The organism is Firmicutes bacterium HGW-Firmicutes-1, assembly GCA_002841625.1.
Lineage (GTDB): Bacteria > Bacillota > Clostridia > Lachnospirales > Vallitaleaceae > HGW-1.
In genome coordinates, this window is record PHAG01000002.1 from 289,305 (window position 1) to 301,955 (window position 12,651).

Here is a 12,651-nt window from a genome sequence, read left to right on the forward strand (position 1 = left end):
TGAGGAGTTTGAATGTTTAAGCTAAAAAATAGAATTTATGAAATAATGGAATTAACAAATGAACACGATAATTTAGCAAAGGCATTTGACTATTCAATCTTAGCACTTATTACCATTAATGTCGCAGCTATCATTTTAGAATCCTACAAAAATATTTACGCAGCATATTATTTAACATTCTTAGCAATTGAACGGGTTTCTATTGTTGTATTTACTATTGAATATGTATTAAGATTATGGTTAGCAGATTTGCATTATACGAATGAGAATAGAAAAATTTGGGTTAGAATTAAATATATATTTACGTTTATGGCGCTTATTGATTTGTTTGCGATTTTACCTTTTTATTTTCCAGTGTTAATCGGATATGATCTAAGAGTTTTCAGAATAGCTAGACTGTTTAGAGTAATGAAGCTTACACGATATTCCAGGGCTATGAAGTTAATTAAGGATGTAATAAAAGCTAAAAAAGATGAACTTTTTGCTATGATCATGATTATGCTTATATTGATTATTATTTCTTCAACAATTATGTTTTATATTGAATCACCATCTCAGCCAGAAGCATTTCCTAACATTATAGCGACTTGTTGGTGGTCGATAGCCACGTTAACTACAGTAGGTTATGGGGATGTTTATCCTGTTACATGGGCAGGTAAAATTTTATCTTCGATCATTGCAATCTTTGGAATAGGTTTGATAGCATTACCGACAGGTATTGTTAGTACTGGGTTTATTGATGTTTTGAAAAATAAGGACAAAGATAATATTTGTCCTTATTGTGGTAAAAAAATTAATCATTAATCATTAATCATTATTGATTATGATTGTTATACATTGAACAATAGTAATTTTATTCTTTTTTTAGAATTGCTTTCATTACAGTTTATATTTAACTACTATACTAAGCATGTAACAGTTGTTAAGCAATTTATTTTAAGGAGAGATTTATAATGAAAAACAAAAAGGTTTCACTCGTTATCGTTTTGGTTGTAGCATTATCGTTGTTTTCAGTAACGATACTTGCATTTTCAGGAAATCAAGATAATTATGAGGCTTTAAAGAAAGTAATGATGGCATCAGAGCATTTTGAAAATGGTACATTTAACGGACATTTAACAATCACCGATAATTCTAAAGTGCTATTAGATGCAAAGGTAATAGGAAAAGCTGATCATGTTAGCGAAAATGTAAGCGGTAAGGTAATCTTAAATATTGAAGATATTACAAAATCTGCGGAATTTTACAAAGAAGGACAAAAAGCATATTTTGTTGATAAAGACAATGAATTATATTACCAGGTAGATGATATTGAAGACCATAAAACAAGTCATCATAATCGCAATCATTTTAAAGGGAAAGATTCAAGAGAAATGAGTAAAGCAGAAGAAGAACTTGTGGATTTTATGATGGGAGATATAAAAGAACAAATAAAATTATCTGTTGATGAAAATGGAACAAAGGCTTTTTCAATTGATTTAACTGAAAATGAAATTCCAGTTCCAATAAAGCTTTTGTTAACAAAAGGAATATTAGATAACGACCATATGAGTAAAACAAGTGACGATGATGAAAAATATGAAGCGATTCACCAATTACCATTTTTTAATGGACTAGAAGAAGCTCATAACAATTTTCCGGTTATAACAGATAATGTCAAGGTAAATCATATCTTAATATCTGTAAAAATTGACGCTGAGGATAAGATTATTGCGCATGAATTTTCGTTAACCGTTGAAGGAACTGATGTTTCAGGAAAGGCACATACTACGACTATAGATGGTTCTTTGTTACTAAATGAAGTGAATTCAACAGTAGTTGATACTTTGGATTTAACAGGAAAAGATGTTAAAATTCTTAAAAAATAATTCTTCAGACCTCACCGTAATAGGTGGGGTTTGCCTTTTTATAAACAAACTTTATTGCTAAAAAAAAGCTCATCCTATATAATTATGAATATACATTATATTTTGTCAAAGGAAGTAATCATATGTCAATTAGAATCAAATTAATTATTACATATATTATTATGGTAGGTGTAGCAACTTTCATTATTACAGTAGCAAGCATGTCTTTTATGGCTGGGGTAGTAAATGATATAACAAGTGTTATCACCGATGATTCCTCTATGGATATGGTTATTCATTCGGTTATTGATTTATTGGCTGAATTTAAACAAGCGCAATTATATGATCAAGAGAAAATAAAAGATGAAGCGTTCATGAGGGATATTAATGAAAGATTAAACGAATTTTCGGGATTCTTAATCACAGAAGTAAATGGTGAATTTAATTCCTTTGGAAGTAATGAGCTATCTAGTGCGTTTTACAATAAAATTAAAAGCTTTACTACTATTAAGCCAATAAAAGCTCATGGGATGGATGATGAAAGACATGTATTAAAGGAAGGAAGTAATACCTACTTTATTATTAAACATGAGTTTGAAGATAATGAAGCTTCAATATTTTATTATATTGTAATTGATGTAACAGAATTTGATCAGTTGTCTAAGAATTATGGACAAAAATTTCTTGCAATGATGATCGTTATTGTTTTTTTGATTATTTTACCGTTAACATATATATTAACAAAGGATATCATAAAGCCACTTAAAAAGCTAGAAAAAGGGGCATTAAATATTAAAGCTGGATATTTAGATTTTTCATTAGAGTCTAAAGGTAGTAATGAAATCGGACGAGTAATCAATGCCTTTGAAAAAATGAGAAGTGAGCTAAAAAAGTCTATAGTACATCAGATTCAGGTTGAAGAAAACCGGAAAGAATTGATTTCGAGTATTTCACATGATTTAAAAACGCCCATAACCTCTATTAAGGGGTATGTTGAGGGTATTCAAGATGGTGTTGCAAATAGTCCTGAAAAGCTCGCACGTTATCTAGAGGTAATATATCAGAAATCAGAGGATATGGATCGTCTTATCGATGATTTGTTTCTATATTCTAAGCTTGATCTTCATCGAGTTCCATTTGATATGGAACAAGTTATGTTAAAGCCTTTCTTCAACAGTTGTATTGAGGAACTTCGACTTGAATATGAGAAGCTAGGAATCATAATTAACTCAAACTATTTCTGTCATGATCAACAAGTCATTGTTATGGATTCGCAAAAAATAAAAAGAGTGATTCTAAACATTATAAACAATTCATTGAAATTTATGGAGAAAGATAACAAGCGAATAGATATAAGCTTTCAGGAAGAAAATGAACATATTATTATGAGTATTACTGATAATGGAGCAGGCATTGATCCTTTGGAAATTGATAAAATATTTGAGCGGTTTTATCGTTCAGATCCATCAAGAAATACAAATACAGGGGGATCAGGACTAGGCTTAGCGATTGCAAAGCAAATTGTTGAACAACATGGAGGTATCATATTTGCAGAAAGTGTACCTAATGAGTGGACTACCATTTCCATTAGGCTACCCTATAATAAGGAGAACGGATCTTATGAGCAATAAAATTCTAATAATTGAAGATGAAGTAAGCATTGGTGAACTTGAAAAGGACTATTTAGAAATAAATGGTTTTGAAGTAAACCTCATTACAAATGGGAAAAAGGGACTGATGGAAGCACGTACAAATCATTATGATCTCATTATTCTTGATTTAATGCTACCTGAAATTGATGGTTTTGAAATCTGCAAAAAAGTCCGCGAAAAAAGCAATATTCCAATTTTAATGGTTTCTGCAAGAAAAGAAGATATTGATAAAATAAGAGGCCTTGGACTTGGGGCAGATGATTATATGACCAAGCCCTTTAGTCCTAATGAATTGGTAGCTAGAGTGAAGGCCCATATTCTTCGTTATGAAAGGCTGGTAGGAATCAATCAAGAAAAAAATGAATTGTCAATACGTGGGCTTACAATTAATTTAGGGACTAGGCGTGTATCACTTAATGGTCAAAATATCTTTTTAACAGCTAAAGAATTTGATCTATTGTTATATCTTGCACAAAATCCAGATATCGTTTTAAGCAAAGATCTTATTTTTGATAGAGTATGGGGTATGGATAGCTTTGGTGATATTGCTACGGTTACAGTTCATATTGGGAAAATACGTGAAAAGATTGAAAAAGACACTTCGAACCCACAATACATAGAAACTGTATGGGGTGCAGGTTACAGGTTTATGGTATGATTTCTACACTTTTTTGTTCTTGGTAGATTGTTTCCAATAATTTAATATTGACATGTAAGTAGCCTTCAAGTTATAATATGAATGCTTAAGGAAGGTGAATATATGACAAAAGGTCAATTAGAGACGAAAATAAGCGAAGCTATTAGTAAATTTGAAATTGAATATATGGGTAGAGGTCCAAAAACAATTCGCACATATATCATTAATGATATGATCATTGCTAGGCTTTCAGGATTTTTAAATCCTTCAGAGCAAAAGCTTACAGAAAATCCTCAAGGGATTGAATTATTTAAAAAAGTGCGTACTTCTCTTTTTGAAGGTGGGCGAGGATATTTGGAGACATTGATTACAGATATAATTGATGTAGCCATAGTCAGCACTCATTCTGATATTAGCACGAAAACCAGCGAAAAAATTATTGTTATTACAACTGACAGAAATTTAGAAGAAATGATAAAATTAATATAGTTTCGGAAGACAAATCAAAGTAGCCTAGCTAAGTTGAAAGTAAGCCGATATCCACAGATAACTCTGAGGATATCGGCTTTATATATTTTTAAACAGATAAAAGTTCTCTAAATCTACAAATTAGATGTTCTACTATCAATTGTTTAAATACTAATTTATTAAAATAGGAGGATTATATGAAAGAATACTTAAACAAAATACACTTATCAAGCGAAGTACGAAATATTCTAGAAGGTAGTCAAAAATTAATATTTCCTAAGTCAAGGGAAGAGCTCATTAAGCTTTCTTTTGGAACAGATGATAACGACATTTATAATGTAGAATATGACAGTGGTTTTGGAATGTTTACTGAAGCAACAGTTACAAGATGTAAAAATGGTGCGGTTGTTAATTATACGGATGACTATATGAGACGTCGTGATCCAGATTGTCTTTTAGTAGCAGATGAACTTGATACGGATAAACCAACTTATGATGATGTATATAAAGAAAAATTTGAACCATTGAGAAAAGAAACCTTCGAATGGCTTATGAAGCAGGAGCTAATCGTTCTACCATTTATGGCAGGTGGACAAGAATATGGATATGATGCGCTGCTTATTGCACCTGCCAATGCAGCCTTTTTTGCTTGTGGGCTTTCGGACTTGCAGGGGTTTTTAAGCATTGATGATATACCTGAAGGATTTACGCCGAAATCTATTGTGTTTCTTGCACCACCCTTTAGACATACCCATTTTGAAGGTAAGCAGATAGTAGTTCACAATAGATTAACTCAAATGCATGAAGTGTTTTCCTATAATCTATATCCTGGCCCAAGTGCAAAAAAAGGTATTTATGGTGTATTACTTAATATTGGAGAAAATGAAGGCTGGACTACTGTTCATGCTTCAACCGTAAAGGTAATCACACCATATGACAATGAAATTGTCATCATGCATGAAGGTGCTTCTGGCGGTGGAAAAAGTGAAATGATCGAAAATGTACATAAAGAATCAGATGGAAGAATTCTTATAGGAGAAAATCTTGTAACAGGTGAGAAAAACTTTATGGAGCTCACAGAATCCTGTGAACTACGTCCAGTAACGGATGATATGGCTATGTGTCATCCGAAAATGCAAAATGAAAGTAAGAAGCTTGTAGTTAAGGATGCTGAACAGGGTTGGTTTTTAAGATTAGATCAGATCAAAAATTACGGTACAGCACCTGAATATGAAAAGACCTTTACACAACCACCAGAGCCGCTTGTATTTTTAAATATCCAGGGTGTTGCAAACTCTACTTGTCTGGTATGGGAGCATACGCTAGATTCAGATGGTACTCCATGTCCTAATCCTAGAGTTATTCTTCCTAGACGTTTGGTTTCAAATATTGTTAACGAACAAGTGGAAATTGATGTAAGAAGTTTTGGTGTTAGAACGCCTCATTGTACAAGGGAAAACCCTTCCTATGGAATTATTGGTTTATTTCATGTACTACCACCTGCACTTGCTTGGTTATGGAGACTTGTTGCACCTAGAGGGCATAATAATCCAAGTGTAATCGCATCTGTGGGAATGACAAGTGAAGGGGTAGGTTCTTACTGGCCCTTTGCAACAGGCAAGATGGTTCAGCAGGCAAATTTACTATTAGAGCAAATTATACGTTCTTCTAATACGAGATATGTACTGATCCCAAATCAACATATTGGAGTATATAAGGTTGGCTTTATGCCACAATGGATTGCTAGGGAATATATAGCAAGGCGTGGAAGTGCTAAATTTAAACCTGAGCATTTAAAAGAGGCTCGCTGTACAATCTTAGGTTTTTGTCTTGATTCATTAAGAATAGATGGACAATATATCAGAAAAGCATTTTTACAACCAGAAACTCAGGCAGAGGTTGGAAAGGATGGCTATGATAAAGGCGCAGAAATACTTACTGAATTTTTCAAAAAGGAAGTAATGAAATTCAACACTCCAGAGCTTCATCCAGTAGGTAGACAAATTATTGAATGTTTTTTAAGGGATGCTCCCTTAAGTGAGTATATCGACTTGATGCCAATGAGATACTAGTTAACATGAATCATAAAATGATTAAACACTCAAACATAAAAATAATTGATTTTATTCCAGCAATTTCTGGTTTAATTGGCAAAGTAGCACTTGTCACATCTTTTGCCTTTGTATGGGCACAAGAGTTAAACATTACTACACCAAATTTTGTGTTTGATAATGTGAGAATTGAAGTGATTATTGGAAGCATCATAACACTTTTAGTAGCCTTATTTTTACCAAATACATCTCCAGCAGGAACACTTGCACCTCTAATCGTGTTAATACCATCTATGGTTAGCTTTGGTGTTCACCCTTTCATTTTAAGTATAATGGTTGGATGCATTGGAATAATTGTTGTAAAAACAAAAATATTCAATAAGTTAATATTGCTTTCGAACCATATTGGTAGATCAAGTCTAGCTCTTACCTTTGGAATTTCAGGCATAATATTATCTGCTCAAAAACTTCTTTCTTTTTTTGGTAATCAGTATATAGCGTTGATTTTTCTGATTTTTCTACTTATACTTACTTATGTACTATTGCTACGTTATAATAAGAGCTGGCTAATTATTCCGGCGGCAACTATTGTTTCTATAGTAATTCCTTTACTTTTTGGAATAAGTATGGATATTTCTGTACCAGATACAACGCTGAGCTTTAATCCGATTTATTGGTGGAATGATATGTGGGGCATTGGTTTTGGATTTAATATCGTTACAATCATCAAAACCTTACCATTTGCTTTATTTGTAGTTCTACTTTGGGCTATTGATACTGTTTCAATTAAAGCTGTGATTCATACAGCCGAGAATTCAAGTGAAAAAAATGAGGAAATGAATCTTGACACTTCATTCATTATTGTTTCGTTGCGTAACATTATTGGGGGAGTATGTGGTGGAGCACAGACCAGTTCTCTTTGGAGAAGCTTTCTAATACCTCTTTATATGATTAAGAGACCAATTAGATCATCAGCAATATTGCTGGGCATACTAGGTATCATTGCAGGGTTCACTTCAATTCCTATAAAGATTCTATCTTTTTCTCCTTTAATATGGACAGTATTGCTTTTTGGTATTTTTATTCCATTTGTACTAGTGGGAATTAAGCATTTAAGAAGTACTCAAAAAATAACGCAGAAGATTGCAATTTTATTATTTTCTGCTACAGGAGTGTTTGTTAGTCCAATTCTAACGTGGTTAGCTGCAGTATGCTTTGAAAAAATCGAGCATAAGTTGATGAAATTAAATAATAAGATTGATTAATATGAAAGAGAAGGTCCTTTTTACTTAGATTAAGGCTTTCTCTTTTTTTGATATTAATGAATGGTACCGTTGTTTATGTATACTTTTTATTTTAACAAACATACTCGATTGGGAAAGTCTGCTTGCACTTTAATTATCATTATGATAAAATTTATTAGATTAACGTCGTATTTGCACTTATAATGTTGGGATTTTTGGACATGCTTTTATGTAAAAGTAATCATAGATACGTCGCAAGTAATCATTAATGCTCAGAAAACAGAAGAGAAAGTAGGTATTCATATGTGTGGATTTGTAGGATTTATAGATAAAATAGATGATAAAAATTCAGTTTTAACGAATATGATGAATGAAATTATTCATAGAGGACCAGATAGTGAAGGACAGTATATTGACGATAATGTGGCTTTGGGATTTAGAAGACTATCTATTATTGATTTAGAAGGTGGATCACAGCCCCTTTATAATGAAGACAGTACTATGGTATTGGTTTTCAATGGGGAAATATACAATTATAAGCTAATTAGAGAAGACTTGGTTTCCAAGGGACATATTTTCAAGACCTCAACAGATTCTGAAGTATTGTTACATGGCTATGAAGAATATGGAACTGAACTCGTAAAAAAGTTAAGAGGTATGTTCAGTTTTGTAATATGGGATAAAAGAAATCAATCACTTTTTTGTGCTCGGGATTTTTTTGGTATTAAGCCTTTATATTATAGTCAAAGCAACGGTACCTTCATGTTTGGGTCAGAAATTAAGAGCTTAATTCAACATCCAAGTTTCATTAAAGAACTAAATGAAAGGGCATTAGAAAATTATTTAACCTTTCAATATTCCCCAACAAATGAAACCTTTTTTAGAGGAATTTACAAGCTACCTCCAGCGCATTATTTTATTTATAAAAGTGGTGAAATGAACATTGAGAGGTATTGGGAACCAGAATTTGAGACTGAAGATAAATCATTAGAAGATTATGTTGATTTGATTGATGATCAGTTTAAAGAATCAGTTGAGGCACACAAAATTTCCGATGTTGAGGTTGGTTGTTTCTTATCAAGTGGTGTAGACTCTAGCTATGTTGCCTCTTGTTTTCATGGAGATAAAACCTTTACTGTAGGATTTGATTATCATAAGTACAATGAAATTGATTATGCGAAGGAATTATCATCCTATATTAATATCGATAATTATCATAAGATTATTACAACAGAAGAATACTGGAGTGTACTACCGAAGGTTCAGTATCATATGGACGAGCCTTTGGCAGATCCTTCTGCAGTAGCGCTATATTTTGTAAGTCAGTTGGCAAGTGAACATGTAAAGGTTGTTCTGTCAGGAGAAGGAGCGGATGAGCTATTTGGTGGTTACAATATATACAGGGAACCAATGGACATTGCTTTTTATACTAAGCTTCCACATGGTCTTAGAAAAGCGATTGGATTTTTAGCAAAATTCCTTCCGGATGTAAAAGGCAAGAATTTTCTTATACGAGGAAGTAAGACGATTGAAGAACGTTTTATTGGAAATGCGTTTATGTTTACTGAAAAGGAAAGAAAAGCATTACTAACAATTACTACTGATGCGGTTGCTCCACAAGTCTTAACGAAACCTTTTTATAACAAGGTGAAGGACAAAGATGATGCTACAAAAATGCAGTTTTTAGACATTCATATGTGGATGGCTGGAGATATTTTATTAAAGGCTGATAAGATGAGTATGGCTCATTCGCTTGAACTTAGAGTGCCATTTTTGGATAAAGAGGTTATGAAGTTGGCGGGTAAAATTCCAACAAAATATAGAGTTCATCCAGTCAATACAAAGTATGCAATGCGTTTAGCTGCACTTAGAAATATTCCAGAAAAAGTAGCGCAGAAAAAGAAGCTCGGCTTTCCTGTGCCTGTTCGTGTTTGGTTGCGTGAGGAAAAATACTATTTGATTGTTAAGGAAGCTTTTTCTTCAGAACATTCTAAGCAATTTTTTGATGAGAAGGAATTACTAAAAATACTCAACCTTCATTATAAAGGTAAAAAGGATAACTCTAGAAAAATATGGACAATATATATGTTTTTAGTATGGTATCAACAATTTTTTGTGCAGAAGGGATAAAAGGATAGAATGAAAAAAACCAAAGGTGAAAATGGCTATATCAATTACTATAAGAAGCAATATCTCCTAATTTCATTAGGATTATTAGTTGCTGTTCTTATCATATATTTTATTGGTAAAGTATTTGCAAAAGATAATTTTGTTTTTTTTGCAGTTGGATCAGCAATCATGATCTTACCAGCTGCACAATATTTATCAAAGTATTTTGTGTTTGCTAACTATAAAAGTGGGCTTAGGGATAGCTATATGAAATTTAAAGATGTTCATGAACAATTAATCGTATTGAGTGACTTAATTATTGTAAAAGGGAAGAAAACCATGTTTTTTGATTTTATAATAAATACAGATAAAATGATCGTTGCTTGTCATAAAGCTCAAAATAAGAAAAATGATAAAAAAGAAGAACAACTTAAAGTTGCTAAAGACCTATTAAGCAGTATTTTTAAACCTAAAGGTTATGATTTGCAAATTATTGTATTCTCTGACGAAGAAGAAGTGTTAACTTATTTGATACAAAATGTAAAAGGCACAATGAATAACATTGATGAAACAGCACAAGATAAAGTGGCTACGATTATTCTCCAAAGTGCTATTTAACGAAAGGTACCAATAATAGTTTTGCAACGAGTAATTATTGAAACCCGTAGAGGTGAGGTTATAAATGAAATCCTATATAATTAGTTCTATTGAAGAGAACCAACGTGTAGATAAATACATAATGAAAGTTTTGGGAAAAGCATCTAAAAGCTTTATTTATAAAATGTTCCGTAAAAAAAACATTAAGTTAAATGATAAGAAAATTGAAGGTCATGAGATATTAATGGAAGGCGATGAAATTAAAATCTTTTTTTCCGACGATACTTTTGAAACCTTTAAAAAAGAAGAAGATCGTAAAGTTGCAACATCGATTACCTTTACAATTTTATTTGAAGATGAAAATTTGCTTGTATGTAATAAACCTGTTGGCTTATTATCTCAACCAGACGGCAAGGGCGAGAATTTAGTTGATCAAATTGAGAGCTATTTGAATATGAAAGAAAGTAGCTTTAAGCCTGGGATTTGTAATCGATTAGATCGTAACACAAGTGGAATTATTATTGCAGGCAAGAATATAAAAGCTCTTCAATTGATAAATGGTGCAATCGCATCGAGGGCTGTTGAGAAACTGTATCTAACAATTGTGAAAGGTGTTATTACCGATGAAAATACCATTGAAGGGTATTTGCTTAAGGATGAAGCTACGAATAAGGTAACGATCCATCTACAACCTAAGGGTGACTTTATTAAAACAATCTATAAACCAATTAAAAATAACGGGGATTATACGTTGTTACAGGTTAAGATCATAACAGGGAAGTCACACCAAATAAGAGCGCACCTTCAAAGCATTGGACATCCTATTGTAGGAGATCACAAATATGGTGATTCAAAGGTTAACAGATATTTTGATAAGCACTTTCATTTGAACAATCAATTATTGCATGCCTATAAATTTGAAATTTTAGAAATTGAGGGGCAGCTTCATTACTTAAACAATAAGCAATTTGAAGCGCCTTTAACAGCACAATTTGATACAATTGTGACGGAATTGTTTTGAGGCTGACAAATATGAATATTAATCAATCAATCATACAATATGCAAAAGAAATAAGCATTGATAAAATTGGGTTTTGCCGAGCAAATACAGATTTAGAAAGAAATCAACTCAAGGGAGCGCAAAGCTTTATTGTGATTTTAGAAAGCTACAATCTGTATTTAACAAATGAAAAATCAACAATATTACATGGCAAAATGTCAAAAGCAGCAATTTTTGAAGACTATCATAAAATAGTAAACAGAAAACTAGAGCTTTTGCAACGTTTTTTAAGTGATGGTTTTCATTGTAATTCTAAATTATACTGTGATACGAGTCTTTTTTCTGATAGAAGTCTGGCGGTTAGGGCTGGATTAGGTGTCATTGGGAAAAATACTTTTTTAATCAATGAAGATTACGGAACAGCAACTTTTATTGGATATTTACTAACAGATATGAAGCTTGAATATTATGATTCAGAAATAAGGAATGATTATTGCGAGGGTTGTAGTATATGTTTAAATGCATGCCCGAGTAAAGCCATAGGAGTAGATAAACAGTTTCATATTGATTTATGCATATCTAAATTAACGCAAGCCAAGGAAGTTCCTGAAGAATTAAAAAAATTAATGAGTAATTCACTATATGGATGTGACATATGCCAATTGGCATGCCCGTCTAATCATCCTAAGAATAAAAACAGTGTAAAAGAGAGCATTATTGAAGAATACTATGATTTAGATTTTCTTTTATCTATGAATAATGCAATCTTTAAGGATACAATAGGAAAAACGGCTGCAGGTTGGAAAGGTAAGAAAACCCTTCAAAGAAATGGGATTATTGCTTTAGGTAATCATGACAGCCAAGAAAGTGTTCGAATTTTGAACAAATTTTATCAAGATATAAGAATCGATATTAGAATGGAGATTGTTCATTCATTAGGACGTATCGGTTCAATAGAAGCAAAACAAGTACTAAAAGAGAAGCATGCAACAGAAAAAAATGAAGAGGTAAGGCTACTCATTCACAAATACCTTTGATAAGGTGGG

Annotated in this window: 11 protein-coding genes; all 11 read left to right on the forward strand. The window is 32.2% G+C overall.

The window, feature by feature from the left end; all coding sequences use genetic code 11:
* The first annotated feature begins 12 nt into the window (after window positions 1-12).
* The 11 genes from CVU84_03520 (at window position 13) to CVU84_03570 (ending at window position 12,642) form a co-directional block, all read left to right on the forward strand.
* The gene (locus CVU84_03520; GenBank protein PKM95883.1) at window positions 13-804 is read left to right on the forward strand and encodes a hypothetical protein; all 792 of its coding nucleotides are present in this window, start codon (window positions 13-15) and stop codon (window positions 802-804) included.
* Window positions 805-953: 149 nt separating this feature from the next.
* Window positions 954-1,868 carry a hypothetical protein gene (locus CVU84_03525; protein PKM95884.1) on the forward strand — a complete coding sequence of 305 codons (915 nt, stop codon included), beginning with the start codon at window positions 954-956 and terminating at the stop codon, window positions 1,866-1,868.
* A 122-nt stretch (window positions 1,869-1,990) separates the two neighbouring features.
* Window positions 1,991-3,478, forward strand: coding sequence for a hypothetical protein (locus CVU84_03530; protein ID PKM95885.1), 1,488 nt, complete (start codon window positions 1,991-1,993; stop codon window positions 3,476-3,478).
* Window positions 3,468-4,157, forward strand: coding sequence for a DNA-binding response regulator (locus CVU84_03535; GenBank protein ID PKM95886.1), 690 nt, complete (start codon window positions 3,468-3,470; stop codon window positions 4,155-4,157). The genes CVU84_03530 and CVU84_03535 overlap by 11 nt, the downstream gene beginning before the upstream one ends.
* 102 nt (window positions 4,158-4,259) lie before the next feature.
* The gene (locus CVU84_03540) at window positions 4,260-4,625 is read left to right on the forward strand and encodes a hypothetical protein (protein PKM95887.1); all 366 of its coding nucleotides are present in this window, start codon (window positions 4,260-4,262) and stop codon (window positions 4,623-4,625) included.
* 176 nt (window positions 4,626-4,801) lie between these two features.
* Window positions 4,802-6,676, forward strand: coding sequence for a DUF4914 domain-containing protein (locus tag CVU84_03545; protein ID PKM95888.1), 1,875 nt, complete (start codon window positions 4,802-4,804; stop codon window positions 6,674-6,676).
* Between the two features lie 5 nt (window positions 6,677-6,681).
* Window positions 6,682-7,920 carry a hypothetical protein gene (locus CVU84_03550; GenBank protein ID PKM95889.1) on the forward strand — a complete coding sequence of 413 codons (1,239 nt, stop codon included), beginning with the start codon at window positions 6,682-6,684 and terminating at the stop codon, window positions 7,918-7,920.
* A gap of 282 nt (window positions 7,921-8,202) precedes the next feature.
* Complete coding sequence (gene asnB / locus CVU84_03555; GenBank protein ID PKM95890.1) at window positions 8,203-10,029, forward strand: asparagine synthase (glutamine-hydrolyzing); 1,827 nt, start codon at window positions 8,203-8,205, stop codon at window positions 10,027-10,029.
* A gap of 9 nt (window positions 10,030-10,038) precedes the next feature.
* Window positions 10,039-10,626, forward strand: coding sequence for a hypothetical protein (locus CVU84_03560; GenBank protein PKM95891.1), 588 nt, complete (start codon window positions 10,039-10,041; stop codon window positions 10,624-10,626).
* Window positions 10,627-10,690: 64 nt separating this feature from the next.
* The gene (locus CVU84_03565) at window positions 10,691-11,626 is read left to right on the forward strand and encodes an RluA family pseudouridine synthase (protein ID PKM95892.1); all 936 of its coding nucleotides are present in this window, start codon (window positions 10,691-10,693) and stop codon (window positions 11,624-11,626) included.
* Between the two features lie 11 nt (window positions 11,627-11,637).
* The gene (locus CVU84_03570; GenBank protein ID PKM95893.1) at window positions 11,638-12,642 is read left to right on the forward strand and encodes a hypothetical protein; all 1,005 of its coding nucleotides are present in this window, start codon (window positions 11,638-11,640) and stop codon (window positions 12,640-12,642) included.
* The last annotated feature ends 9 nt before the right edge of the window (window positions 12,643-12,651 follow it).